Source organism: Duganella kummerowiae, from assembly GCF_053572355.1.
In genome coordinates this window covers 76,885-101,732 of record NZ_JBKFEH010000003.1, presented here as the reverse complement: position 1 = coordinate 101,732, position 24,848 = coordinate 76,885, and the positions used below count along the sequence as shown (strand labels likewise).

General features: G+C 68.3%; 19 protein-coding genes. 11 read left to right on the top strand and 8 right to left on the bottom strand.

Translation table 11 applies throughout. From position 1 onward, the window contains the following. Positions 1-67 precede the first annotated feature (67 nt). Together ACLB1G_RS03305 and ACLB1G_RS03300 are read right to left on the bottom strand one after the other, a co-directional pair. Positions 68-1,462 carry an MFS transporter gene (locus ACLB1G_RS03305; protein WP_491625758.1) on the bottom strand — a complete coding sequence of 465 codons (1,395 nt, stop codon included), beginning with the start codon at positions 1,460-1,462 and terminating at the stop codon, positions 68-70. Between the two features lie 75 nt (positions 1,463-1,537). Then, entirely contained in the window at positions 1,538-4,372 is a 2,835-nt protein-coding gene (locus ACLB1G_RS03300; protein ID WP_491625757.1) for a hybrid sensor histidine kinase/response regulator, read from the bottom strand. Between the two features lie 177 nt (positions 4,373-4,549). On the opposite strand from ACLB1G_RS03300, the gene ACLB1G_RS03295 reads away from it, so the two are divergent. Beyond that, positions 4,550-5,179, top strand: coding sequence for a LysE family translocator (locus tag ACLB1G_RS03295; RefSeq protein ID WP_491625756.1), 630 nt, complete (start codon positions 4,550-4,552; stop codon positions 5,177-5,179). A 65-nt stretch (positions 5,180-5,244) separates the two neighbouring features. On the opposite strand, the gene ACLB1G_RS03290 is transcribed toward ACLB1G_RS03295, so the two are convergent. Together ACLB1G_RS03290 and ACLB1G_RS03285 are read right to left on the bottom strand one after the other, a co-directional pair. Then, the gene (locus ACLB1G_RS03290) at positions 5,245-6,198 is read right to left on the bottom strand and encodes a GGDEF domain-containing protein (RefSeq protein WP_491625755.1); all 954 of its coding nucleotides are present in this window, start codon (positions 6,196-6,198) and stop codon (positions 5,245-5,247) included. 173 nt (positions 6,199-6,371) lie between these two features. Further along, positions 6,372-7,277: a LysR family transcriptional regulator gene (locus ACLB1G_RS03285; RefSeq protein WP_491625754.1), complete on the bottom strand. Its 906-nt coding sequence runs from the start codon at positions 7,275-7,277 to the stop codon at positions 6,372-6,374. A 106-nt stretch (positions 7,278-7,383) separates the two neighbouring features. Here ACLB1G_RS03285 and mdcA point away from each other — a divergent pair, with 106 nt between their 5' ends. Genes mdcA through ACLB1G_RS03240 form a run of 9 tightly spaced genes read left to right on the top strand, consistent with a single transcriptional unit; the run spans position 7,384 to position 14,791 of the window. Beyond that, positions 7,384-9,048, top strand: coding sequence for a malonate decarboxylase subunit alpha (gene mdcA / locus ACLB1G_RS03280; protein ID WP_491625753.1), 1,665 nt, complete (start codon positions 7,384-7,386; stop codon positions 9,046-9,048). Further along, positions 9,048-10,019, top strand: coding sequence for a triphosphoribosyl-dephospho-CoA synthase (locus ACLB1G_RS03275; protein WP_491625752.1), 972 nt, complete (start codon positions 9,048-9,050; stop codon positions 10,017-10,019). The genes mdcA and ACLB1G_RS03275 overlap by 1 nt, the downstream gene beginning before the upstream one ends. Continuing rightward, positions 10,000-10,299 carry a malonate decarboxylase subunit delta gene (locus ACLB1G_RS03270; RefSeq protein ID WP_491625751.1) on the top strand — a complete coding sequence of 100 codons (300 nt, stop codon included), beginning with the start codon at positions 10,000-10,002 and terminating at the stop codon, positions 10,297-10,299. The genes ACLB1G_RS03275 and ACLB1G_RS03270 overlap by 20 nt, the downstream gene beginning before the upstream one ends. Then, positions 10,296-11,144 (top strand): biotin-independent malonate decarboxylase subunit beta, encoded by an 849-nt coding sequence (locus ACLB1G_RS03265; RefSeq protein WP_491625750.1) that lies wholly within the window; start codon positions 10,296-10,298, stop codon positions 11,142-11,144. Before ACLB1G_RS03270 ends, ACLB1G_RS03265 begins: the two co-directional genes overlap by 4 nt. Next, entirely contained in the window at positions 11,144-11,950 is an 807-nt protein-coding gene (gene mdcE / locus ACLB1G_RS03260) for a biotin-independent malonate decarboxylase subunit gamma (protein WP_491625749.1), read from the top strand. Before ACLB1G_RS03265 ends, mdcE begins: the two co-directional genes overlap by 1 nt. A 54-nt stretch (positions 11,951-12,004) precedes the next feature. Next, positions 12,005-12,394, top strand: a complete 390-nt coding sequence (gene madL / locus ACLB1G_RS03255; protein ID WP_491625748.1) for a malonate transporter subunit MadL — start codon at positions 12,005-12,007, stop codon at positions 12,392-12,394. Between the two features lie 10 nt (positions 12,395-12,404). Then, positions 12,405-13,169: a malonate transporter subunit MadM gene (gene madM, locus ACLB1G_RS03250; protein ID WP_491625747.1), complete on the top strand. Its 765-nt coding sequence runs from the start codon at positions 12,405-12,407 to the stop codon at positions 13,167-13,169. 3 nt (positions 13,170-13,172) lie between these two features. Further along, the gene (locus ACLB1G_RS03245) at positions 13,173-13,802 is read left to right on the top strand and encodes a malonate decarboxylase holo-ACP synthase (RefSeq protein WP_491625746.1); all 630 of its coding nucleotides are present in this window, start codon (positions 13,173-13,175) and stop codon (positions 13,800-13,802) included. Continuing rightward, on the top strand, positions 13,799-14,791 hold the full coding sequence (locus ACLB1G_RS03240; protein WP_491625745.1) for a malonate decarboxylase subunit epsilon: 993 nt from the start codon (positions 13,799-13,801) through the stop codon (positions 14,789-14,791). The genes ACLB1G_RS03245 and ACLB1G_RS03240 overlap by 4 nt, the downstream gene beginning before the upstream one ends. On the opposite strand, the gene ACLB1G_RS03235 is transcribed toward ACLB1G_RS03240, so the two are convergent. Then, positions 14,769-15,569: a YceI family protein gene (locus ACLB1G_RS03235; RefSeq protein WP_491625744.1), complete on the bottom strand. Its 801-nt coding sequence runs from the start codon at positions 15,567-15,569 to the stop codon at positions 14,769-14,771. The two genes, ACLB1G_RS03240 and ACLB1G_RS03235, sit on opposite strands and share 23 nt — an antisense overlap. A 518-nt stretch (positions 15,570-16,087) precedes the next feature. Here ACLB1G_RS03235 and ACLB1G_RS03230 point away from each other — a divergent pair. Continuing rightward, positions 16,088-16,723 (top strand): glutathione S-transferase family protein, encoded by a 636-nt coding sequence (locus ACLB1G_RS03230; protein WP_491625743.1) that lies wholly within the window; start codon positions 16,088-16,090, stop codon positions 16,721-16,723. A 145-nt stretch (positions 16,724-16,868) separates the two neighbouring features. Here the strand turns inward: ACLB1G_RS03230 and ACLB1G_RS03225 are convergent, their stop codons facing one another. The 3 genes from ACLB1G_RS03225 to ACLB1G_RS03215 are packed head-to-tail and all read right to left on the bottom strand — an operon-like array spanning position 16,869 to position 24,682. Continuing rightward, a complete protein-coding gene (locus ACLB1G_RS03225) occupies positions 16,869-17,846 on the bottom strand; it encodes a CheR family methyltransferase (protein WP_491625742.1) in 978 nt (325 codons plus the stop codon). A gap of 4 nt (positions 17,847-17,850) precedes the next feature. Next, a complete protein-coding gene (locus ACLB1G_RS03220) occupies positions 17,851-22,737 on the bottom strand; it encodes a HAMP domain-containing protein (protein WP_491625741.1) in 4,887 nt (1,628 codons plus the stop codon). Continuing rightward, a complete protein-coding gene (locus ACLB1G_RS03215) occupies positions 22,721-24,682 on the bottom strand; it encodes a putative bifunctional diguanylate cyclase/phosphodiesterase (protein WP_491625740.1) in 1,962 nt (653 codons plus the stop codon). The genes ACLB1G_RS03220 and ACLB1G_RS03215 overlap by 17 nt, the downstream gene beginning before the upstream one ends. Positions 24,683-24,848: the final 166 nt, after the last annotated feature.

The window sequence follows — 24,848 nt, the reverse complement described above, 5'->3', positions numbered from 1 at the left end:
TGGCGGCAGCGCCATGGCGCTGCGGCCTGCGCGGTGCACACGTCGTGCCGTAACAGCGTCCAGCCACTCAGGCTGGCTGGGCGACTTTCAGTCGCGCGAAGCTGGCGATGCTGGCGGCGGCCGCGAAGGCGGCCGCCAGGCCCAGCGCATAGCGGCTGCCGCTGGCGCCCGCCAGCGAGAAGCAATAGGCCACCAGCGCCGCGCCGGTGGCCTGTCCGATCAGGCGCGAAGTGGCCACCGTGCCGCTGGCGCTGCCCGCGCGCGAAGGCGGGGCGCTGCCCATGATGGCTTTCAGGTTGGGCGCCTGGAAGAAGCCGAAGCCGATCCCGCACAGCGCCATGCGCCAGCCGATGTCGGCGATGCCGGGCTGGCCCGGCAGCATCAGCATGGTGACCAATCCCGCGCTCAGGATGGCCAGGCCGACGCCGCCCAGCACTCCGGGCGAATAATGGTCGCTCAAGCGCCCGGCGATGGGCGCCATCACCGCCACCAGCACCGCCCATGGCGTGAGCAGGAAGCCGGTTTCGATGGGGGAGCGGCCCAGGGTGTGCTCGAAGTAGAATGGCAGCGCCACGAAGGCCAGGCCCTGGGCGGCGAAGGTGCACACCGCCGTCAGCGAGGACAGCGCGAACAGCGGCCGCCGGAACAGGTCCACCGGCAGCATGGGCGCCGCGTGGCCGGCCTGGCGCCGCAGCAGCAACACGAAGAACAGCGCGGTGGCGGCGATTTCCGGCAGCAGGACGTGCGCCCCGGCCAGGTGGGCGGCGTCGCCGAACACCAGGATCAGCAGGCCGAAGGCGCCCACGTTGTAGAGGGCGGTCAGAGCGTCGATGCGGTGCGTGGCGCGCGGGCTCTCCGGCAGCGCGCGCAGGCCGATGAGCAGGCCCAGCAGGCCGATAGGCACGTTGACCGCGAACAGCCACGGCCAGGATGACACGGCCAGGATCAGCGAGGCCGTGGTGGGACCGACCGCGAACGCCACCGCCACCACCAGTGAATTGATGCCGAAGCCGCGTCCCTGCAGGCGGGCCGGGAAGATGGTGCGCAGCAGGGCCGTATTCACCGCCATCATGGCGCTGCCGCCCACCCCCTGCAGCAGGCGCGCCGCAACCAGCGAAGGCAGCGACCAGGCCAGCGCGCATGCCAGCGAGGCCGCCGTGAACAGGCCCAGGCCGAAGATGTACAGGCGGCGGTAGCCCATCACCTCGCCCAAGGCGGCAAACGGCAGCAGGGTGGCCACCATGGCCAGCTGGTAGACATTGACGATCCACACCGATGCCGCCGGCGTGGCGCGCAGCTGTTCGGCGATGGCCGGCAGGGCGGTGTTGGCGATGGCGGTGTCCAGCGAGGCCATGCCGACCCCGAGGGCGACGGTGAGCATGGCCCAGCGGCGCGCGTCGGCCGGCAGGCCGTCGCGCTGCGCCAGATGGTCGGGGAGGGTGGCGGCGTCGTTTGGCGGCATGGCTGGCTGGATGCGTGGTACGAAGCCTGTCATTGTCGCGGAATTCCTGAAATCCTGCAGGCTGTCGCCGCAGGCTTAGCTTTCCGACAAGGCCTGCAGCGGCTGGCGCAGGTCGGCGCAGGCTTTTTCCAGCTCGGCCTCGACCTCGTGCAGGCGGTTGCGCACCTGTTCCAGCTCGCCGGCGGCGGCCAGCGCCTCCATGCGGTGGCACAGGCTGTGCAGGTGGTGCGAGCTGAGATAGCCGGCGCTGCCCTTGAGCGCGTGGAAGGCGGCCGACGCCGCCGAGGCATTGTCGGCGAGGGCGGCGCTGCGCGCCAACGCCAGGCGGCGCGGCGCTTCGTCCAGGAAGGCCTGGCTGATGCGCTGCATGTGCTTGGCCGACAGCCCGGCCAGCGGCATGATCTGCACCGTGTCCGGGGCGGCGGGCGGCGCCACGCCGAACTGCCGCGCCAGCGCCGCCTCGTCCACGGTGGCGGCGCTGGCAGCCGGCGCCAGGGGCGCCTGATCGTCATGCATGGCCGGACGCAGCGCCCGGCCCCGCCCCAGGTGGCGGGCGATGGCCTGTTCGATCTGGTCGAACAGCAGGCGCTCGTCGACCGGCTTGCTGAGGAAGCCGTCCATGCCGGCCGCCAGGTAGCGGGCGCGGTCATGGTCGCTGGCGTTGGCGGTCAGCGCGACCACCGGCACGTCGCGGTCCAGCACGCGGTAGTCCTCGTTGCCGCCGGCGCGCAGCAGGCGGGTGGCCTGTTCGCCATCCATCATCGGCATGCGGCCGTCCATCAGCACCAGGTCGTATTCGGCCGTGCTGAGGGCATGCAGCGCCTGCAGGCCGTTCTCGACGATGCGGATATCGTGCCCCATGGCTTCCACCAGGGTGCTGATGATGATCTGGTTGGTGCGCACGTCCTCGGCGCACAGCACGCGCAGGCGGTAGGCGTGGTGCTCGGGCCGCGGCGCCGCATCCGGGTCGTGCGCGGGCGCCGCGCCCAGCGCCAGCGGCACGGTGGCGCTGAAAGTCGAGCCGGCGCCGACCCGGCTTTCCACCGCGATGGCGCCGCCCATCAGCTCCACCAGTTCCTTGCAGATGGCCAGTCCCAGGCCGGTGCCGCCGTAGCGCCGCGTGGTGGAATGGTCGGCCTGTTCGAATTTCCGGAACAGGCGCGGCAGGACATCGGCGGGAATCCCGGGGCCGGTATCGGCAATCGAGAAACACACCGAGGCCTGGCGATCCTTGCACGCGCCGGCGCGCACGTCCAGCCGCACCTCGCCGTGGTCGGTGAACTTGATGGCGTTGCCCAGCAGGTTGAGCAGGATCTGGCGCAGCCGGGTCGGGTCGCCCACCACGTAGCGCGGCAGGTCCAGCGCCAGCTCGCTGCGCAGCAGCAGGCTCTTGGCGTCCGCCTGGCCCTGGAGGATGCCCACCGCGTCATCGACCAGCTCGACCAGGTCGAAGGACACGCTTTCCAGCGACAGCCGGCCGGCGTCGATCTTGGAGTAGTCCAGGATATCGTTCAGGATGGCCAGCAGGGCCTCGCTGTTTTGCAGCGCGATGCGCAGGTATTCCCCGGTGCGGCCATGCACCGACCGGTCGCGCATGGCGAACTTCAGCATGCCGATCACGCCAGCCAGCGGGGTGCGGATGTCGTGGCTCATGGCGGACAGGAAGTCGATGCGGTGGCGGCTGACCACCTCGGCGCGCTCCTTGGCCTCGCTCAGTTGCGCGGTGCGCTCCTGCACCCGCTGCTCCAGGGTGCTGCGCAGCAGGCGGATGTGGTCGGCCAGCGCGAACGCCAGCAGCAAGCCGTCCAGGGTCCCGCCCAGCAGCGTGAACAGCTGGGCGTTCTGCACCACGGCCGGTATCAGGCCCACGTTGGCGGGCAGGATCAGCAGCCCCGGCACCATCAGCGCCACGAAGCCCAGCACGAAGAAGCGGGCCGGCTGGTAGCCGCGCCGCCACACCAGGATGCCGGTGGCCAGCGCCAGCACCATCCAGATGGTGATGACGACGGTGGCGATGGCGTGGGCGTGGCTGAGGAGGACGAAGCAGCTGGGCAGGGCCAGCAGCGGCAGCACCAGGTTGATGCGGCTGAGCCGGTAGAGCCGGGGGGCGTTCTTCTTCAGGCGCAGGAAGCTGGTGTAGAACAGGGTGCTGAACACCGGCAGCAGGAAGAAGAACACATAGTGCCAGTGCAGGTTGTGCCAGCCGAACAGGTCGGCGCCGACGTGGAAGGTCAGGCCCCAGGCCACGCCGTAGCTCAGCACATAGGCCGAGTAGTACAGCGAGGAGCGCTCGCGCGTGAAGGAGTAGATGAAGAAGTTGAACAGGGCCAGCGCCGCCAGCGCGCCCAGCGAGCCGATGATGAGGGTGTTCTCGCGCGCCACCAGCTCCTGGTAGCGTCCGCGCGGCATCACGGCGAACACCGGGCTGCGCGCGTAATAGGGGCTGGAAAAGCGTATCAGCACGTGGTATCGCTGGCCTGGCTGCAATTCGATATCCTTGCCGTAGTGCAGCATGTAGGGATGCGGGTGGCGGTAGCCGGTCTGCAGCTGGCGCACGCTGCCATCCTCGCCGTACACCTGGATATCGACCTGGTCGATCAGGGTATCGTTGGGATCGATGACGTAGGCGCTTTGGCGGCTGTCGTTGCGCACTTCCGTGTACAGCCAGTAGCGCCCGCCCAGCAGGTCGACCCTGGAGGCCGGCTTGAGACCGGCCAGCAGGGCGGGCAGTCCGGCCACCCTCGACGGGAAGGGCTGGCCTTCGTCATGGTAGAGGCGGGCGGCGGACAGCTCCAGGCTGGACTTGCCGTCCATTGCCAGCGGCTGCTGCGCCAGCACCGGCGCCGCCAGGGCCAGCAGCAGTGCGGCCAGCCAGGCGCGCAGGGCCGGGATCAGTGCACTGAACGACATCTTGCTAGCTCTACTCATGACAAATTGCGTTGGCCGGCACGACGCGACAGCGCTGGGAACGGACGGGAGATGGACTTCGGCCCATTTTAATCGAGAAACTCTTGGTTTTATACGAAAATAGATTGCCATTTCACCACCGGGTATCATGATGGTTTGGCGTTTGCGAAAGTTCTCATAATGTTAATTTCACCTGAGCAGTTCCTCGGATTCCTCACCGCCGCGCTGCTGATCACGGCCTCTCCCGGTCCCGACAACCTGATGGTGCTCAGTGTGGGCATGTCGCGCGGAAGGCGCCACGGCATGGCTTTCGGCCTGGGCTGCGCGCTGGGCTGCCTCAGCCATACGCTGCTGGCGGCGCTGGGCGTGGGAGCGCTGATCAAGGCCAGTCCGCTGGCGTTCGGCGCGCTCAAGGTGGCAGGCGGCGTGTACCTGATCTGGCTGGGCTGGGGCGCGCTGCGCAGCCGGGGCGGCGCGCGGGTGCAGGGCGCCGCAGCGCCGGACGAGAGCCTGGGACGGCTGTTTCGCAAGGGCCTGGTGGCCAACGCCATCAATCCCAAGGTGGTGTTGTTCTTCCTGTCCTTCCTCCCGCAGTTCGTGTCGGCCGCACGGGGCGACGTGGCGTGGCAGACCGCCCAGCTGGGCCTGGTTTTCACGGCGCAGGCGGTGGTGCTGTTCGGGCTCTTGGGCTATTTCTCGGGCGCGGTGGGGGCCTGGATCAACCGCAGCCCGCGCGCCGGCCTGTGGATGGACCGGCTGGCGGGCGCCGTGTTCGTGGGGCTGGGATTGCGGCTGATCGTCAGCCGCTGACGGTCCGGGGACGTTGAGCTCCGGCGCGGCCGGGCTGTGAGGCCTTAATGGTCAATGGTCAATGGTCAATGGGACAGGGCGGCGCCGGCCTGGTAGGACACGATCTGGTGCCGGCCGCGGCTCTTGGCCACGTACAGGGCCTCGTCGGCGCTGGCCAGCAGCCATTTGCAGGAGGTGGAGAAGCCGTCGTTGGGCGCGCTGGCCACCCCGCCCGAAAAACTGTAGTGGAAGTTGGGGGCGACCGCGCCCACGGTTTCATGGTTGAGCTGCTCGACCATGCGGCTGAGCACGAACAGGGCGTCCGGCAGCGTGGTCTCGGGCAGCATGACGGCAAATTCCTCGCCGCCCAGGCGGCCGATCACGTCCGGCGTGCGCAGGTGCAGGCGCAAAAAGCGCGAGAAGTGGCGCAGCACCTCGTCGCCGGCCGGATGGCCGAACTGGTCGTTGACGCGCTTGAAGTGGTCCAGGTCCAGCATGGCCAGGCATAGCGGATGGCGGTAGCGGCGCGCGCGCTCCATTTCCACGTCCAGCTGCTGCAGGAAATGGCGGCGGTTGGGCAGGCCGGTCAGCTCGTCCGTATGGGCCAGGCGCTGCAGGTCGGCGTGGGCCTTGACCAGGTCCAGCTCGGCGCGCTTCTGGCGCGTGATGTCGGTGCACAGCATGATGAGTTCGCCGCCAGCGTGCACCTGCTCGCTGACCAGTATCCAGCGGCCTCCATGCAGGTCCACCTCGAAGGTGCGGTGCGGCGCGGAGCGCTGGCGCGCGTGCACGTGGTCCAGCCAGGCTTGCAGGGTGGGGGCGTTGATGCGGGGGCCGCGATGATGGGTGTGAGCCTGTTCCATCATGTGGTCCAGGCTGAGGCCGACCATGGACTGGCCCTCGAAGCCGAACATCTGGGCAAAGGTGGTGTTGTGGAACAGGAAGAGGTTGTGCGGATCCAGAACGGCGATGCCGTTTTCGCTCATGACTACGTCGCGCATCAGGATATCTGATAGCTCGGGCGGCGGCATCTCGTGCATGCAGGTTTCTCCTTCGTAGCATCAGGATAGACGCTGATGGCGCAGGCTGTCAACGAATCGTCACGAAACTGTCATCAGGGCGTCACGCTGGCGCCGCATAATGGTCCTGCTCTTTCAAGTCTCTCCCGATTTGAAACTTCGCGCCCGCGCCGGGATGGCTGCGGGCGTTTTTTTTATTCCTTCTTGCCATACATGCGGCACTCCGCCGCCAGGGCCAGCAGGTTGGGATCGCGTTCGCGGGCGCGCGGCAACAACAGGGTGATGGTCTGGTGCGAAGAGTAGCGGGCGTCCAGCGGGATCAGCTCGATGCGGTTGCTGAACTCGGCCACGCGGTTGGGCAGCACGCTGTAGCCCATGCCGCCCCCCACCAGGTTGATCAGCGAGAAAATGTCGCCCACCCGTAGCGTGGAATCGGGCACGAAGCCGGCCTGTCGGAAAGCGTGGCCGTAGCTGTCCGAGGTCACGAAACCGTCGCCCAGCGTGATGAAAGGCTCATGCCGCAACTCCTTCAAATCGACGTGGCTGCGTCCCGCGTAGGGCGAGTTGGCGGGTGCCGCCAGCCGCACCTCGTCCTCGAACAGCGGCACCGCCACCAGCTGCGGGTCGTCCAGGGGCGCCTGCAGGCCGATCACCACGGCGTCCAGCCGGCCGTCCTCCAGGCTGCGCAGCAATTCGTGGTTGGAGCCCAGGGTCAGGTCCATCTGCACTTCGGGCCGGCGCAGCTTGACGCCTATCATCAGCTGCGGCACGCAGCGCAGGGTCAGCGAATACAGCGACCCCAGCCGGATGCGCGCGCTGTTGAAGCCGGCGATTTCGCGTACCTTGCGTATCCCGTCCTCGCATTCGGTGACGGCGCGCTGGGCGTGCTTGGCAAAGGCATAGGCGGCCGGGGTGGGACTCAGGTTGCGGCCCTCGCGCCGGAACAGCGGGCAGCGCAGGCCCTGTTCCAGCGAGTGCAGGGCGCGGTGCACGCTGACGGTGCTTTGCTGCAATTCTTCCGAGACCCGCGCCAGGCTGCCGTGGCGCATGAAGGCCAGGAAGACTTCTAGTTTCTTGAGCGTAATTTCTTCGTCTATCATGGCTGGCCATCGTTAACCTGGGAGTAAACATTGTAGCGCCGGGTTGATTGAAGCGGGCGTGCCGTCTTCCTATGCTGGTTGACACTGCACCTTTGTAGGAGACACCATGGCAGAACATGAAAACGCCGGGCCGCGCCGCTGGGACACGCGGCGCCAGGAGCGGCAGCGGCGCCTGGCGCTGGTGCGGCACCTGGCCGACGGCCCCGTGCTGCGCAGCGACCGCATCGTGGAAGCGCTGGAACTGCTGGTCGCCAGCGGCGACCGCGTCGTATTGGAAGGTAACAATCAGAAGCAGGCCGATTTCCTGGCCCGCTCGCTGGTGCAGGTCGATCCCGGGCGGGTCAACCAGTTGCACCTGATCATGCCCAGCGTCAGCCTGCCCGAGCACCTCGACCTGTTCGAGCGCGGCATCGCGCGCAAGCTCGATTTCGCGTATGCCGGGGCGCAGAGCTTGCGCATCTCGCAATTCCTGCAGGATGGCTCGCTGGAGATGGGCGCCATCCACACCTATATCGAACTGTATGCGCGGCTGTACGTGGACCTGTCGCCCAATGTGGTGCTGGTGGCGGGCTACACGGCCGACCGCCAGGGCAACCTGTACACCGGTCCCAGCACCGAGGACACCCCGGCGCTGGTCGAGGCGGCCGCCTTTCGCGACGGTATCGTGATCGCCCAGGTCAACCAGATCGTGGACGATCCCAAGGATTTGCCGCGGGTGGACATCCCCGGTTCCTGGATCGACTTCGTGGTGCAGGCCGACAAGCCTTTCTACATCGAGCCGCTGTTTACGCGCGATCCGCGCCTGGTCAAGCCGGTCCACGTGCTGATGGCGATGATGGCCATCCGCGGGGTCTACGAGCGGCACCAGGTGCAGTCGCTCAACCATGGCATAGGCTTCAACACGGCCGCCATCGAGCTGATCTTGCCGACCTACGGCGAGCAGCTGGGCCTGAAGGGCAAGATATGCCGCCACTGGGCGCTCAATCCGCACCCGACCCTGATCCCGGCCATCGAAAGCGGATGGGTCGAGAGCGTGCACTGCTTCGGCGCGGAACTGGGCATGGAGGCCTATACGGCGGCGCGGCCGGACGTGTTCTTCACGGGACGCGACGGTTCCATGCGCTCCAACCGCTGCATGTCGCAGCTGGCGGGCCAGTATGCGGTCGACCTGTTCATCGGCGCCACCCTGCAGATGGATGGCGAGGGCAACTCGTCCACCGTCACCCATGGCCGCCTGACCGGCTTCGGCGGCGCCCCCAACATGGGCCACGACCCGCGCGGACGCCGGCATCCCACGCCGGCCTGGCTGGACCTGGTGGAAACCGAGGACCCGCTGGCGCGCGGCAAAAAGCTGGTGGTGCAGATGGTGGAGACTTTCCAGGACGGCAGCCAGCCCACCATCGTGGAATCGCTGGACGCGGTCGAGGTGGGCAAGGCTTGCGGCATGCCGCTGGCGCCGGTCATGATCTACGGCGACGACGTCACCCATGTGCTGACCGAGGAAGGCATCGCCTACCTGTACAAGGCGCGTTCGCTGGAGGAGCGCAAGGCCATGCTGGCGGCAGTGGCGGGCGTGACGCCCATCGGCCTGCGCCACGACCCGGCCCGGACGGCCAGCATGCGCAAGCAGGGCTTGATCGCGCTGCCCGAGGACATCGGCGTGCAGCGCGGCCAGGCCAGCCGCTCGCTGCTGGCGGCCAAGAGCATAGGCGAACTGGTCGACTGGTCCGGCGGCCTGTATGCGCCGCCCGCCAAATTCAGGAGCTGGTGATGGCCGCCTTGCCCATACCCGATGTGCAACATGGCACCCGCCACGAGACGCTGGCCGGGCGGCTGGCCGACCTGGCGGTGTCCGCCCTGGTGGACGAAGCCATGCTGACGCCCAAGCCCGGGCTGGTGGACATGCGCGGCAGCGGCGCCCATACGGACCTGAACTGGCTGCTCATGTGCCATTCAGCGCAGACGCTAAGGCCGTACTTCCGCGACATGGCGCTGGCTGGCCAGGAAGCGTTGAACCAGCATGCGCTGCGGGCACGCATAGGCGCCATAGGCCGCGAGGCCGAGCGCGCCATGATGGCGGCTACCGGCGGTGTCAATACCCATCGCGGCGCGATCTGGGCGCTGGGATTGCTGGTGACGGCGGCTGCGCAGCGCGGCCAGGCCGTGGACGCCCACCCCCGGGCGCGGCACTGCGGCCTGCGGGCCAGGGGAGCCAGGGGAGCCAGCGCCGCCCCGAGCCACGCGCACGCCGTGGCGGAGCGCGCCGGGGCGCTGGCGCGGCTGCCTGACGCCGGGGCGCCAGCCAGCAGCGGGAACAAGGGCGAGCTGGCGCGCAAGAGGTATCACGTGGGCGGCGCGCGGGCGCAGGCGCAGCTGGGCTTTCCGCACGTGACCGGAGTCGCCCTGCCCATGCTGCGGCAGTCGCGCGCACGCGGCGATGCGGAATACGCGGCCCAGCTGAATGCGCTGCTGGCGGTCATCGCCGGCCTGGACGACACCTGTTTGCTGGCGCGCGGCGGTCCGGCGGCGCTGGTGGCTTGCCAGCAAGGCGCGCGCGGCGTGCTGTTGGCGGGCGGCGCCGCCACGGCGGCAGGCAAGGCCGCGCTGCACGGTCTGGAGCAGCACATGCTGGCGCTGGGCGTCTCGCCCGGCGGCGCGGCCGACCTGCTGGCGGCGGCGCTGTTGCTGGACCGCCTGGAACAACCTCACTTGGAGACCAGTCATGGAACGACTGCATTATGAATTCGCGGCCGGGCAGCCCGCTGCCGGCCGGACGGTGACCGGCGTGGTCAGCTCCGGCGACCTGGAAGTTCTGCTGGAACCGGGCCAGCCCGGCACCACCACGGTGGCGGTGCAGACATCAGTGGATGGCTACGCCGCCACCTGGGGCGCGCTGCTGCAGCGGGTGCTGGGCAGCGGTGGCCTGCCGGCCGCCAGCATCGAGATCAACGACAACGGCGCCACCCCTGGCGTGGTGCGCATGCGCCTGGAGCAGGCATTTGAAGAAGCGGGGCAGCCATGAGTATCGAACACTTGCTGGCGCGCGACAGCTTCATCGAACGCGGCGCGCGCAGCCGCGCCCAAGCCCTGCTGGACCCCGGCAGCTTCCGCGAGCTGGCGGGGCCGTTCGACCGCGTCACCTCGCCCTGGCTGGCCATGCAGAAGCTGGTCACGCAATCGGACGACGGCGTGGTGGTGGCCAAGGGCGCGCTGGACGGCCAGCCGACGGTGGTGCTGGCCATCGAAGGCGCGTTCCAGGGCGGCAGCATGGGCGAGGTGGGCGGCGCCAAGATTGCCGGCGCGCTGGAACTGGCGGCGCAGGACAACCGCAAGGGCATCGCCACCCAGGCCGTAATCGTGTTCGAGACCGGCGGCGTGCGCCTGCAGGAAGCCAACCTGGGACTGGCGGCCATAGCCGAGATCCAGGCCGCCATCGTGGACCTGCGCCGCTACCGCCCCGTGATCGGCGTCAGCGCGGGCACGGTGGGCTGCTACGGCGGCATGTCGATCGCGGCCGGGCTGTGCTCCTACCTGGTGCTGACGCGCGAGGCGCGCCTCGGCCTGAATGGCCCGCAGGTGATCGAGCAGGAAGCCGGCGTGGCCGAATTCGACTCGCGCAACCGGCCGCTGATCTGGGGCCTGACCGGCGGCGAGCAGCGCTGCGCAACCGGTCTGGCCGACGCCTATGCCGAAGATGACACGGCGCAGATCCGCGCCGCCGTGGCGGCACTGTTCAGGGCCGGCCTGCCCGCACGCCACCGCAGCGAGCAGTACCAGCACTACCTGGATGCCCTGGCCAGGGTGGACGCCGGCATCCAGCCCGCGCCGCAGGACGTGCGCGCGATATACACCCAAGGAGAATTGTGATGGCCGAGACCACTACCCCATCGCGCGGCGCCCTGTGGCTGTCGCGCCTGACCGGCGGCGCCGCGCTGGCGCATGACTGGCCTGCGGTGCAGGTCTGCGACGCCCCATTGGCGGGCCAGCCGGCGCGCTACATTGCCGTGGTCCCCGATCCGGGCAACCGCTTCCCCCGCGCCCGCGCCGGCGAGGTCGGACTGGTGGAAGCGTGGCAGGTGGCGCAGGCGGTGCAGGAGGTCATCGCGGCCGACCATGGGGCGGACGTCAAGCGTCCCATCGTGGCGGTGATCGATGTGGCGAGCCAGGCCTACGGACGCCGCGAGGAAGCCTACGGCATCCACCAGGCGCTGGCCGGCGCGGCGGGCGCCTATGCCCAGGCGCGGCTGGCCGGCCATCCGGTGATCGGGCTGGTGGTGGGGCTGGCCATGTCCGGCGCCTTCCTGGCGCACGGCTACCAGGCCAACCGCCTGATCGCCTTCGACGACCCCAAGGTGATGGTGCACGCCATGGGCAAGGCCTCGGCCGCGCGCATCACCTTGCGCTCGGTGGCGTCGCTGGAGGCGCTGGCCGCCAGCGTGCCGCCGATGGCCTACGACATCCGCAGCTTCGCCTCGCTCGGGCTGGTGTGGAAGGTGCTGCGGCCCGAGGATGCCGACGCGGCGGCGGAACACGACGTGGCGCAGGTACGCGCCGCGCTGCATGAAGCGCTGGCCGATATCGCGGCCGGCGGGACGGATCTGGCGGGGCGGCTGGAAGGGGAACACCGGCAGGCGTCGCGCAAGGTAAGGGAGTTGCTGCAAGCCCAGTGGTGAGCCGCCGTCAGAGCGGACCCACATATCAACAAGCTATAACAACGGAGACATATCATGATTATTTACGGAACGGCTTTGCTGGCGCTATGCCATTTGCTCGGCATCTTCCTCGGTGACTTGCTGGGGGCGATGATAGGTGTGAAAACCAATGTCGGCGGGGTCGGCATCGCGATGATCTTGCTGATCTGCGCGCGGCTCTACCTGCACAAGCGTGGCTGGCTGCCCGAAACCACCGAAATGGGCGTGACTTTCTGGGGGGCGTTGTACATCCCGGTGGTGGTGGCCATGGCGGCCCAGCAGAACGTGCTGGCGGCGCTGCGCGGTGGTCCGGTGGCCTTGCTGGCCGCCTTCGCCACCGTGGCGGCCTGCGCCTGCTGCATCGCGCTGATCAACCGCAGCGAGCGCCCGGCCGAACAGCCTGCCGCTGTCGTCCGCAGCGCCTGAGGAGACGATCATGATAGAACTACTGGAAAAAACCGTGCTGCACAACGGCTTGGTGACGGCATTCGCCGTGGTCGGGCTGGTGATGTACGTCTCCATGAAACTGTCGCGCCACCTGACCATGGGGCGGGTGCATGGCTCGGCCATCGCCATCCTGATCGGCCTGGCGCTGGCCTGGTGGGGCGGCACCCAGACCGGCGGCCAGAAAGGCCTGGCCGATATGTCGCTGTTCAGCGGCATCGGCTTGATGGGCGGCGCCATGCTGCGCGATTTCGCCATCGTCGCCACGGCCTTCGAGGTGCAGGCCACCGAGGCCCGCAAGGCCGGTTTGATCGGCGTGGCGGCGCTGCTGCTGGGGACCGTGCTGCCGTTTATCGTGGGCGCCAGCGTGGCTTACGCGTTTGGCTACCGCGACGCGGTCAGCATGACCACCATAGGCGCTGGCGCGGTAACCTATATCGTCGGGCCGGTAACCGGCGCGGCCATCGGCGCCAGTTCCGAGTTGATGGCCCTCAGCATCACCACCGGGCTGGTGAAAGCCATCATGGTGATGGTGGGCACGCCGATGGCGGCGCGCTTCCTGGGACTGCGCACGCCGCGTTCGGCCATGGTGTTCGGCGGGCTGGCGGGTACGGTGAGCGGTGTGTCTGCCGGGCTGGCCGCGACCGACCGCAAGCTGGTGCCATATGGCGCGCTGGTGGCGACTTTCCACACCGGGCTGGGCTGCCTGCTCGGGCCGTCGCTGCTGTTCTTCGCCACCCGGGCGCTGGTGGGCTGAGTCATGGGCGCCGCCGATTTCCGTCCGCACGACTTGCTGTGGCTGACCGTGGCGGACCGCTTTCGCCCTGCCGATGAGTGGCCCGATTGGCTGGACGCGGAATGGTTCATGCGCGCGCCGGTGGTGGTGCGGCGCGAGGCCATGGCGGATGGCCGCCTGCCGGTGGGCGCACGCGGGACCACGCGCAGCCAGCGCTGCAAGGGCTATGTGCAGCGCCGTGCGGTGGCGCGCTGCGTGACGCCGGAAATGCTGGCGCGCAGCCTGCGCACCTTGCCGCTGGAACCGCCGCTGGCCGCGCTGCAGGCCTTGTGCCGGCTGGCGCCGCTGCTGGACGCCACCGGCCTGGCATGGGGACCGACCGGCGGCGTGGGCTTCCAGCTCGCCACCGGGCTGACGGTGCTGCGTCCGGACAGCGACCTGGACCTGCTGGTGCGTGCTCCGGCGCCGCTGGATGGCGGCCGCCGCGAGCAGCTGGCGGCCTTGTACGGCGCCGCCGGATGCCGGGTCGATATCCAGGTCGACACCGGCCATGGCGCGTTCGCCCTGTCCGAATGGCTGCGCAGCCCCGCGCGCGTGCTGGTCAAGACTGGCGGCGGACCGCTGCTGTGCCGCGATCCCTGGCAGGGCCCATGAGCGTGCTGTACACCTTCCCCGGGCAGGGCGCGCAGCGGCCTGGCATGCTGCACGCCTTGCCCTGCCACGCCGAAACGCGCCGCACCCTGGACCAGGCGGCCAGCGCGCTGGATGCGGCGGTCCGCAGCGGCCGCAGCACGCAGGGCGGCAGCGTAGCCGATGGCGCGGCCGGCGCATGCACCGATCCGCTGGCGCTCGATAGCGCGCAGGCATTGCGCTCCACCTTCGCGGTGCAGCTTTGCCTGCTGATCGCGGGGGTGGCGATGGCGCGGGTGCTGGCCGCACATGGCGCGCAGCCATCCATGGTGGCGGGGCTGTCGATAGGCGCATATCCTGCCGCCGTCACCGCTGGCGTGCTGGAATTCGAGGATGCCGTGCGGCTGGTGGCGCTGCGCGGGCGGCTGATGGAGGAGGCGTATCCAGGCGGCTATGGCATGTGCGCCATCACGGGCCTGGAGCGGCTGCAGCTGGAGCCGCTGATCGCCCAAGTCCACAGCCGCGCCAGCCCGGTCTACCTGGCCAACCTGAACGCGCCGCGCCAACTGGTGCTGTCCGGCGCCGATGCGGCGCTGGCCGCTGCTGGCGAATTGGCGCTGCAACACGGCGCACAGCGCGCGGAACGGCTGGCGGTCAGCGTGCCTTCGCACTGCCCGCTGCTTGACGAACAGGCCCGGCGGATGGAGCAGGCATTCGCCGCCGTTCCGCTGTCGCGGCCCAGGCTGGCCTATATCAGCAGCAGCGCCGCGCGCGCCCTGTTCGACGCCGGGCGCATCGCCAGCGACCTGGCCCTGAACATGGCGCGCCAGGTGCTGTGGCACGATACCGCGCGCCATGCCTGGGAACGCGGTGCGCGGCTGGCGGTCGAAATGCCCAGCGGCTCGGTGCTGACCAGGCTGACCGCGCCCGTGTTCGAGGGCGGCATCGCCCTCAGCTGCGACGAGAGCCGTCTCGACAACCTGCTGGCCGTCATGGCGCAGCGGCCAGCGTGAAGCGCAGCTCTAGCTGGTCCTGCACCGCCAGCGCGCCGCCGAACAGGCTGAACGGCGTGATGCCGAAGTCGGTCTGCTTCAGGTTGACCGTGCCGCTGGCCGTGATGGCGTTCGCGCCGTCGGCCAGCTGAACGGGTATCGTCATGACGCGCGTCACGCCGTGCAACGTGATCGCCACCTGCATGGGCGCGCCTGCCGAAGCGCCGCGCTGCGCGCGCACCTTCACCAGCGGATAGCGCTCCGCATCCAGCACCTTGGTGAGCATGTTGCGGCGGGTGCCTTCGATGGCCTCGGCGTCGGGCTGCTTGTCCAGCCCGGCGGCGGTGCGCAGTTCGGCCTCGTCCACCGTCATCTGGTCCAGGCGGAACTGGAACTCGGCGCTGTTGCGGTCGGCCGCCACGCTGCCCTCGATGTGGCGGCTGGCCACCACGTGATCGTGGCCCAGCCGCGCCAGCAGCCCGCCGCGCCGCACCGTGACCGCGATCAGGGAGCGCTTGCTGTCGATGCGCAAGGGCGCCAGCCTCGCCGGCGCGGCAGCGCCGCTAGCCGCCGTGCCGGAAGCGGCTCCGGCAGTTGCTGCGGAACTCGCTGCAGAGCCAGCTGGCGGCGTCGCTGGCGCCGGCTTGGCCGGACGGAGCGGCGCAGGCTTGGCGGCCGATGGCGGGCTGGCCGGCCGCCTTGCATCCGGCTGCCCTGCGGGCGCCTGGCTGGCGGCCGTCGCGCCATCGCCGCCGCGCTGGTCCGGCATCTGCGTACAGGCGCCCAGGGTCGCGAACATGGCTGCCGCCAGTGTGGAAACTAGTGTTTCTAAACGAAAAATACTTCTGGTCCGCATGGTCTCCACCGTCATTTGGCCGTCACAATGGCCGATTAATATGCGCTACGCCGATTCCAGCGCGCTCCAGCTGGTCGCCGTATCCCAAGCGGTACGGGATTTCACGGAGCGAGGCTCGGCGGGCCGGCCGGTCGCCCCAAGCACCGGCACCAACACTTGCTTGTTCAGCTACTTTAATGAAGTCCTAAGCCTGGGCTTCAAGATTGCTGGCAAAGTAACACCCATAGCGCACGGCCACCGTCGTGCGCCAGGCTGCCGGACCTTAAAGCCCGGCACAAATTCCTTCCAGGCGGCGCCACAGCCGACGGAAACCGGACATCCCCACGCTTCCGAGCGTTTATGGCCAGCTACACCTCGCGGTGCAGCTGGCTCTTTTTTTGTGCCTGCGCCTGGCGCGACTACCCTGTAGCGACTATGCGCGGGCATAATCTGCATCAAACAACATCATACGGGAGACAGACATGGTCAAGCCAGTCAAGCTGTACACCACGGCGCGCGCGCCCAACCCGCGCCGGGTGGCGATGTTCATGGCCGAGAAGGGGCTGCAGGGCATCGAGCAGGTGCAGATCGACCTCGGCGCGGGGCAGCACCGCAGCCCCGAATACCTGGCGCTCAATCCCTTCGGCCGGGTGCCGGCGCTGGTACTGGGTGACGGGCGCGTGCTGTGCGAGACGCGCGCCATCTGCACCTGGCTGGAGGGCTATGCGCCGCAGCCCAACCTGATGGGCGAGGACGCCGACCAGCGCGCCTTCATCGAGATGGCCGACCGGCGCGTGGAGCTGCACCTGTTCAGCCCCATCGCCAACTGCGTGCGCCACACGCATCCCGGGCTGGCGGCGCTGGAGCAGCCGCAATTTGCGGACTTCGGCGCCAGCCAGGGGCAGAAATTGCGCGACACCGCGCGCTGGCTGGACGGTGTACTGGCAGGGCAGGAGTACGTGGCCGGCGCCCGCTTCACCATTGCCGATATCACGGCCTTTTGCGCGCTGGAGTTCGGCCGTGGCCTGATGAAGTTCCGTCCCGGCGCCGAGGGGTACGGGCACCTGCAGGCCTGGCGCGACCGCATTGCCCAGCGGCCCAGCGCCGCCGTGGCCTGACCGGCCCGGCCCCTGCGGTACGCAGGGCCTTGCATCACCTGCCGTCCCGCGCTCATCAGCACGGCGCTTCCCGGCAGCGCCAGGCTGCCACGGCGCCGCGCTGCCGTGGCTGTGCTTACGCGCTCACGCGCACCGGAGCCGGGCGCTAGCCGACGCGCTTGTACCAGGGCTGGTGCGCCAGCACGGGCCGGTAAGCGTCCGCCAGTCCGTCCTGCGCGTCGAGGGGACGGTCCAGGCCCAGCACGCCGAACGGCGCCAGACTGTCGTGCAGCAGGCGCAGCACCCGGCTGCGTAAGGTCGGCCCGAAGTCGGCCAGCGCGCGGCGGCAAACGATGAGCTGGAATTCGTTGAACGAGGCGTCCGTCACCAGGTTGTACTGGGCCCAGGTGATGCGCGCCGCCAGGTCGGGGCGCAGCACGGCGTGGTTGCCGTCCACGTCGAAGTAGTCGAGCAGCCTGCCGGTGCCGCCGCTGCGCAGGTAGTTGCCCTGCAATTCGCCCAGGCGCTCCAGGGGCAGCGTGGCCTGCCTGGCTTCGGCCAGCAATTCGTCGCTGGCCACGGTGGCGTAGATTTCCGTGCGCGCGCCCAGCTGTTCCTGTTCCAGCAGGATGGCCGTGGTCCAGGCCTGCTGCGCCCCGGCGCAGTCGGCCAGCCAGACGCGCGGCAGCGGGGCCCCGCGCAGGCTGGCTCCCAGCAGCACGCGCAGCATGGACACTTCCTGCGGATCGTCGAACATGCTGGCCGGCTCCACGTACAGGGCGCGCAGCACGGCGCTGGCGGCGCCAGGCTGGTGCAGCACCAGGTCCTGCAGCGCCGACACGCTGCGCGCGCCCAGCCGGGCCATCACCGGATGCAGCTTGCGCCACAGCGCCGGCCGCAGATAGCCCTGGTAGTCGTAGCCGTGCACCAGGGCGATGGCTTGCAGCAGCAGTCCCAGTTCCAGTTCCTCCACGGTGGGCGGCGGCGCGCCGGCCAACGGCAGGCTACCCTCAGCGGCGGCGGACCGGGCGGAGGCCGGGGCCGGCGCCGCGTCCGGCGCATTGGCGGCCGCCTCCAGCTCGGCCAGTTCCGCCGCCTGCGTGGTCTTGAGCGCGGCCTTGAAGGCCGCCATCAGGGTCGCCATCGCGTCAGTGCAGCCAGACGCGCATCAGCGACAGCAGCTGGGCCACGTCCACCGGCTTGGTGATGTAGTCCGAGGCGCCCGCCGCGATGCACTTGTCACGGTCGCCCTTCATGGCCTTGGCCGTCAGCGTGATGATGGGCAGCGACTTGAACTTGGGGATGCGCCGGATCGCGCGCATGGTGTCATAGCCGTCCATTTCCGGCATCATGATGTCCATCAGGACGATCTCGATGGTGGGGTCGCGCTCCAGCACCTCGATGCCGTCGCGCCCGTTCTCGGCGAACGATACCAGCATCTGCTGGCGCTCCAGCAGCGAGGACAGGGCGAAGATGTTGCGCAGGTCGTCGTCCACGATCAGCACCTTGCGGCCCGCCAGCCCGGCGTCGGCGGCGTGGATTTCCTCCAGCATGCGGCGCTGCGCCTCCGGCAGGCTGGCCTGGGAACGGTGCAGGAACAGCGCCGTCTCGTCCAGCAGCCGCTCGGGCGAGCGCGCGTCCTTGATGACGATGGTCTTGGCGTAGCGCTTCAGCTTGGCGACTTCCTTGCGGTTCAATTCCGTGGCGGTGTTGATCACGATGGGCAGGTCGCGCAGCGACGTGTCCTGGCCTATGGTGTCGAGCAGGTCGAAGCCATTGATGTCGGGCAGGGTCAGGTCCAGCACCATGCAATCGAAGTGCTGTTCGCGCAGGACCTGCAGGGCTTCCTCGCCGGTGCCCACGGCCACGATGCGGATATCGGCGTCGCCGATCAGGGCGATGATGGCTTCGCGCTGGGCTTCCTCGTCATCCACCACCAGCAGGCTGCGTTTGCCGCCCAGCAGGAACTTCTGGATGCGCAGGAATTCCTCCTGCAGCGCCTCGCGGCTGACCGGCTTGTTCAGGTAGGAGATGGCGCCCTGGCGCAGCGCCTTTTCGCGCTCGCGCAGGCTGGACATCACGTGCACCGGGATGTGGCGCGTGCTGGGATCGCGCTTGAGGCGGTCCAGCACCGTGAAGCCGTCGATGTCGGGCAGGTCGATGTCGAGCAGGATGGCGGACGGCAGGTAGTCGCGCGCCAGGCTCAGGGCCCAGTCGCCCTGCCTGGTGACGATGCCCTTGAAGTTCTTCTCGCGCGCGAAGTCCAGCACCAGCTGGGCGTAGCGTTCGTCGTCCTCGACGATCAGCACCGACGGGTCGCCCGGCGCGACCAGGCCGCGGTCGTCGTTGCTGCCGTAGTCCGGTTCCTCCACGCTATCGGCCAGCACGGTGTGCTCGGGCGCTTCCTGCGCCACCGGCGGCGAGTACACCACTTGCGGCGGCTGCACCGGCAGCCGCACCTGGGGTGCGCGGCCCATGTCGTAGTTGATGAAGCCGGCGCGATTGTAGGGCAGGAACAGGGTGAAGGTGGAGCCGCTGCCCACCACGGATTCGACCCGGATCTCGCCGCCCAGGAGGCGCGCCAGCTCGCGCGAGATCGACAGGCCCAGGCCGGTGCCGCCATACTTGCGGGCGGTGGAGCCGTCGGCCTGCTGGAAGGCTTCGAAGATCAGCTGCAGCTTGTCGGCCGCGATGCCGACGCCGGTGTCGCTGACGGCAAATGCCAGTACCGCGTCCGCGTGCAGCAGGTTGGGGTGGTCGCTGCTGAAGCCGCTGGTCACCAGGCCGATGCGCAGCGAGACGTGGCCATGGGTGGTGAACTTGAAGGCGTTGGACAGCAGGTTTTTCAGCACCTGCTGCAAGCGCGTCACGTCGGTCATGGTGGCGGTGGGCAGGCCGTCCGCCAGCTCCACCGAGAAGCCCAGGTGCTTGGCCTCGGCCATGTGGCGGAAGGTGCGGTCCACGTAGTTGCGCAGGTTCTGGAAGCGGTATTCCGACACGTCCAGGGTGACCGTGCCCGACTCGATCTTGGACAGGTCCAGGATGTCGTTGATCAGGGTCAGCAGGTCGGAGCCGGAGCCGTGGATGGTCTTGGCGAACTCCACCTGCTTGCTCGACAGGTTGCCTTCCGGGTTGTCGCCCAGCTGCTGGGCCAGTATCAACAGGGAGTTCAGCGGCGTGCGCAGCTCGTGCGACATGTTTGCCAGGAACTCGGATTTGTACTTGGACGACAGCGCCAGCTGGGTGGCTTTTTCCTCCAGCGCCAGCTTGGCCTGTTCCACCTCGCGGTTCTTGCGCTCCACCTCGATATTCTGCTCGGACAGCAGGCGCGCCTTTTCGGCCAGCTCCTGGTTGGTCTGCTGCAGTTCCTGCGCCAGCGACTGCGACTGGGTCAGCAGCGATTCCGTGCGGCTGTTGGCCTCGATGGTGTTGAGCACCACGCCTATCGATTCCATCAGCTGGTCCAGGAAGGACAAGTGGGTTTCCGTGAAGCGGTCCAGCGAAGCGATCTCGATCACGGCCTTGACCTGCTGCTCGAACAGGATGGGCAGCACCACGATGTTGGTGGGCGGGGCCGCACCCAGTCCGGACGAGACCACGATGTAGTCGCGCGGCACGTCGGTCAGCCAGATGCGCACCTTCTCCACCGCGCACTGGCCCACCAGGCCCTCGCCGGGCAGGAAGGAGGTGGGCAGCTTGCGGCTGGAGCGGTAGCCGTAGCTGGCGATCATGCGCAGGCGGGCGTCGCTGTCGCCGGCGTCCATCATGTAGAACACCCCGTGGTGGGCCGACACCAGCGGCGCCAGCTCGGACAGGATCAGCTTGGTCACGGCCTGCAGGTCGCGCTGGCCCTGCAGCAGCCGGGTGAAACGCGCCAGGTTGGTCTTGAGCCAGTCCTGCTGGGCGTTCTTCAGCGTGGTGTCCTTCAGGTTGCGTATCATCTCGTTGATGTTGTCCTTCAGGTAGGACACCTCGCCGCGCGCTTCCACCTGGATCGAGCGCGACAGGTCGCCGCGCGTCACGGCGGTCGCCACCTCGGCAATGGCGCGCACCTGGTTGGTCAGGTTGGCGGCCAGCTGGTTGACGTTCTCCGTCAAGTCCTTCCAGGTCCCCGCCACGCCGGACACATTGGCCTGGCCGCCCAGCTTGCCCTCGGTACCCACTTCGCGCGCCACCCGCGTCACTTCCGAGGCGAACGAGGACAGCTGGTCCACCATCACGTTGATGGTGTCCTTCAGTTCCAGGATCTCGCCCTTCACGTCCACCGTGATCTTTTTCGACAGGTCGCCGCGCGCCACGGCCGTGGTCACGGCCGCGATGTTGCGCACCTGGCCGGTCAGGTTGGAGGCCATGAAGTTCACGTTATCGGTCAAGTCCTTCCAGGTGCCGCCCACGCCCGGCACGTAAGCCTGGCCGCCCAGCTTGCCCTCGGTGCCGACCTCGCGCGCCACCCGTGTCACTTCCGAGGCGAACGAGGACAGCTGGTCCACCATCACGTTGATGGTGTTTTTCAGTTCCAGGATCTCGCCTTTCACGTCCACCGTGATCTTTTTCGACAGGTCGCCGTTGGCCACGGCCGTGGTCACGTCGGCGATGTTGCGCACCTGGCCGGTCAGGTTGGAGGCCATGAAGTTGACGTTGTCGGTCAAGTCCTTCCAGGTGCCGCCCACGCCGGACACATTGGCCTGGCCGCCCAGTTTTCCTTCCGTGCCCACCTCGCGCGCCACCCGCGTCACTTCCGAGGCAAAGGAGTTCAGCTGGTCCACCATCACGTTGATGGTGTTTTTCAGCTCCAGGATTTCACCCTTCACGTCCACCGTGATCTTCTTGGACAAGTCGCCGTTGGCCACCGCCGTGGTCACCTCGGCGATGTTGCGCACCTGCGAGGTCAGGTTGCCCGCCATGGAGTTCACCGAGTCGGTCAAGTCCTTCCACGTTCCCGCCACGCCTTTCACCTGGGCCTGTCCGCCCAGCTTGCCCTCGGTGCCCACCTCGCGCGCCACCCGCGTCACTTCCGAGGCGAAGGAGGACAGCTGGTCCACCATCACGTTGATGGTGTTTTTCAGTTCCAGGATCTCGCCCTTCACGTCCACCGTGATCTTTTTCGACAGGTCGCCATTGGCCACGGCCGTGGTCACGGCCGCGATGTTGCGCACCTGGCCGGTCAGGTTGGATGCCATGAAGTTCACGTTGTCGGTCAAGTCCTTCCAGGTGCCGCCCACGCCCGGCACGTAAGCCTGGCCGCCCAGCTTGCCCTCGGTGCCGACCTCGCGCGCCACCCGCGTCACTTCCGAGGCGAAGGAGCGCAGCTGGTCCACCATCACGTTGATGGTGTCCTTCAGCTGCAGGATCTCGCCGCGCACGTCCACCGTGATTTTCTTGGACAAGTCGCCGTTGGCCACCGCCGTGGTCACCTCGGCGATGTTGCGCACCTGCGAGGTCAGGTTGCCCGCCATGGAGTTCACCGAGTCGGTCAAGTCCTTCCACGTTCCCGCCACGCCTTTCACCTGGGCCTGGCCGCCCAGCTTGCCCTCAGTACCCACCTCGCGCGCCACCCGTGTCACCTCGGACGAGAAGGAGGACAGCTGCTCCACCATGGTGTTGGCGGTCATGGCGGCGCGCAGGTACTGGCCTTTCAGCGGATGGCCGTCCACCTCCAGCGCCATGGTCTGCGACAGGTCGCCCTTGGCCACGGCGCCGATCACACGCGCCATCTCGGTGGTGGGGCGCACCAGGTCGTCGATCAGGGTGTTGACGGAGCTGATGATGGTGGCCCAGCCGCCGGCCATGTTGGGCACTTCGGCGCGCTGGGTCAAGCGGCCTTCGCGGCCCACCACCTGGCTCACTTCCGTCACCACCTCGACCATTTTTTCCTTGGTCTCGATGATGTCGTTCAGGGTGTCGGCGATCTTGCCCGAGATGCCGGTCCAGTCGGACGGCATGCGCACCGTGAAATCGCCTTTTTTCAGGGCCATCAGGGTGGACAGCAGCAGCTTCATGTCCAGCTCTTCGGCCAAATCACTCATGTTGTTCATGGACGGTATCCTCGTTGTCTGGGAAGGTGGAAGTCTGGGCCTGCGCGCGCAGCAGCTCCTGCAGCGCAGCGGGGGACAGGGCAGGGCCAAGCAGGTCGCCCTGGTACAGATCGCAGCCATGGCGGCGCAGCACGTCCAGCTGGGCGGCGCTGTGCACGCCCAGGGCCACGCTGCGCATCTTGAGGGCGCGCGCCAGGTGCAGCACGGCCGCCACCATGTCGGTGCCGCCCTCGTCGTTGCCGATGGCGTGGACGAAGCCGGGTTCTATCTTCAGCACGCCGATGCGCAGCCGCTTGCAGGCCGCCAGCGAGGAGCGCGCGCTGCCGAAGTGGTCCAGGGCCACCTGCACCCCGGCCTGGTGCAGCCTGGCCAGCAGCGGGTTGACGGCGTCGGCCGGGCCCAGCAGTAAATCCTCGCCCAGCTCCAGGCCTATGCTGCCGCTGCCCAGCTTGTGCCGCAGCAGCACCGGCAGCAGCTGGCGCAGCACATCCTCCTGCAACTGGGCGGCGTGCAGGTCCAGCCACAGGCAGGGCAGGCGCGCTGCCGGCAGGCCGGGGAAAGCCTGGCGCAGCGCGGCGGCCTGGGCGCACACAGCTGCGATCATCCAGGCGTCCAGCCGGTCCAGCAGGGCGCGGTCCTGCACCAGGGGCAGGAAGCGGTCGGCCGCGATCAGGCCGTGTTCCGGGTGGCGCCAGTGCAGGATGGCCTCGGCGCCGGCCAGGGCGGCCCCTGCCAGCGCGGCGCCTTCCTGCGCGGCGCCTTGAGTCGGGGCGCCGCCCGGCGGAGTGCCGCCCAGCGCTGCCTGCGGTTGGTAGCGCAGCTCCAGTTGGCCGCTGGACAGCGCGGCGCGCAGTTCCCGTGTCCACCGTTCGCGCTCGCGGTCGCGCTGGTTGAGCTCCTGGTGGAAGAACTGGATGTGGCGCTCCTCCTGGACCCCGTGCTGCTGCTTGGCGTGGTACATGGCCGTGTCGGCGTTCTTCATCAGCACCTGGGCGTCGGCGCCGTCCTGCGGATACAGGGCGATGCCGATGCTGGCCCCGCTGCGCACCCGCTGGCCGTTGATGTCGAACGGCAGGGCGCATGCCTGTTCTATCTTGTGCGCCACCTTGGCCGCGTTGGCGGCCGCAAGGCGTCCTTCAATCAGCACCACGAATTCGTCGCCGCCCAGGCGCGCCACCACGTCGGCCGCCCGCACCGACGCCATCAGGCGCGCCGCCACCTGGCGCAGCAGCTCGTCGCCGGTTTCGTGGCCGTGCTGGTCGTTGACCTGCTTGAATTTATTCAGGTCCATGAACAGCAGGGCGAAGGGGGCGCCGCTGCGGTCGGAGGTGGCCACCGCGTGCTCCAGGTGCTGTATCAGCGAGCGGCGGTTGATCAGGTTGGTGAGCGGATCGCGGGTGGCCAGTTCATGGGCCCGCTGTTCCGCCAGCTTGCGCTCACGCACCTCCAGCTGCAGTTCGGCGTTGATGCGCTCCAGGTCCTGCAGGCGCTGGACGCGCAAATCCTGGTTGAGCCGCGCCAGTTCCTCGCTCTGGCGCCGCAACTCCATGTTCTTGCGTTTCATTTCCACGAACACGGCCACCTTGGCCTGCAGGATTTGCGGGATGACGGGCGTAAACAGATAGTCGGCCGCGCCCTTCTGGTAGGCCTTGAGCCGGTTCAGCTCGTCGGCGTAATGGGCTGTGATGAAAATGATGGGGGTGGCGGCCGAGCGCGGGTGCGAATGGATGGCTTCGGCCGTCTCGAAACCGTTCATGCCCGGCATGCTCACGTCCAGCAGGATCACGGCGAACTCGAGCAGCAGCACCTGGCGCAGCGCCTCCTGGCCGGAGGCAGCCGTCACCAGGTCATACTGGTCGCGCTGCGGCGCCTCCAGCAGCAAGCTCTCCAGGGCGTACAGGCTGGCGGGATCGTCGTTGACCAACAGGACTTTAGGGATCTGCACGGCAGTTGTGGGGTTGGATGGTTTGCTGTCGCAGGCTCTAATACTAGTCAAAAAACGGCCGCCTGGGGGCGTTGCAACCTTATATTTTAGCTATCAGGAACATTAAAACGTATCCCAGCAGAAAAGATTATCGGAAAACAATTTTCTCACGCGCACGATTGCATGC

What these genes read in the sequence shown, in the direction of transcription:
- madM (WP_491625747.1), top strand. Translation starts at nt 12,405, where the DNA reads ATGATAGAACTACTGGAAAAAACCGTGCTGCACAACGGCTTGGTGACG.
- mdcA (WP_491625753.1), top strand. Translation starts at nt 7,384, where the DNA reads ATGGCAGAACATGAAAACGCCGGGCCGCGCCGCTGGGACACGCGGCGC.
- ACLB1G_RS03270 (WP_491625751.1), top strand. Translation starts at nt 10,000, where the DNA reads ATGGAACGACTGCATTATGAATTCGCGGCCGGGCAGCCCGCTGCCGGC.
- ACLB1G_RS03225 (WP_491625742.1), bottom strand. Translation starts at nt 17,846, where the DNA reads ATGGCGACCCTGATGGCGGCCTTCAAGGCCGCGCTCAAGACCACGCAG.
- ACLB1G_RS03220 (WP_491625741.1), bottom strand. Translation starts at nt 22,737, where the DNA reads ATGAACAACATGAGTGATTTGGCCGAAGAGCTGGACATGAAGCTGCTG.
- ACLB1G_RS03290 (WP_491625755.1), bottom strand. Translation starts at nt 6,198, where the DNA reads ATGCACGAGATGCCGCCGCCCGAGCTATCAGATATCCTGATGCGCGAC.
- ACLB1G_RS03235 (WP_491625744.1), bottom strand. Translation starts at nt 15,569, where the DNA reads ATGTTCGCGACCCTGGGCGCCTGTACGCAGATGCCGGACCAGCGCGGC.
- ACLB1G_RS03285 (WP_491625754.1), bottom strand. Translation starts at nt 7,277, where the DNA reads ATGATAGACGAAGAAATTACGCTCAAGAAACTAGAAGTCTTCCTGGCC.
- ACLB1G_RS03295 (WP_491625756.1), top strand. Translation starts at nt 4,550, where the DNA reads ATGTTAATTTCACCTGAGCAGTTCCTCGGATTCCTCACCGCCGCGCTG.
- ACLB1G_RS03240 (WP_491625745.1), top strand. Translation starts at nt 13,799, where the DNA reads ATGAGCGTGCTGTACACCTTCCCCGGGCAGGGCGCGCAGCGGCCTGGC.
- madL (WP_491625748.1), top strand. Translation starts at nt 12,005, where the DNA reads ATGATTATTTACGGAACGGCTTTGCTGGCGCTATGCCATTTGCTCGGC.
- ACLB1G_RS03230 (WP_491625743.1), top strand. Translation starts at nt 16,088, where the DNA reads ATGGTCAAGCCAGTCAAGCTGTACACCACGGCGCGCGCGCCCAACCCG.
- ACLB1G_RS03265 (WP_491625750.1), top strand. Translation starts at nt 10,296, where the DNA reads ATGAGTATCGAACACTTGCTGGCGCGCGACAGCTTCATCGAACGCGGC.
- mdcE (WP_491625749.1), top strand. Translation starts at nt 11,144, where the DNA reads ATGGCCGAGACCACTACCCCATCGCGCGGCGCCCTGTGGCTGTCGCGC.
- ACLB1G_RS03275 (WP_491625752.1), top strand. Translation starts at nt 9,048, where the DNA reads ATGGCCGCCTTGCCCATACCCGATGTGCAACATGGCACCCGCCACGAG.
- ACLB1G_RS03305 (WP_491625758.1), bottom strand. Translation starts at nt 1,462, where the DNA reads ATGCCGCCAAACGACGCCGCCACCCTCCCCGACCATCTGGCGCAGCGC.
- ACLB1G_RS03300 (WP_491625757.1), bottom strand. Translation starts at nt 4,372, where the DNA reads ATGTCGTTCAGTGCACTGATCCCGGCCCTGCGCGCCTGGCTGGCCGCA.
- ACLB1G_RS03245 (WP_491625746.1), top strand. Translation starts at nt 13,173, where the DNA reads ATGGGCGCCGCCGATTTCCGTCCGCACGACTTGCTGTGGCTGACCGTG.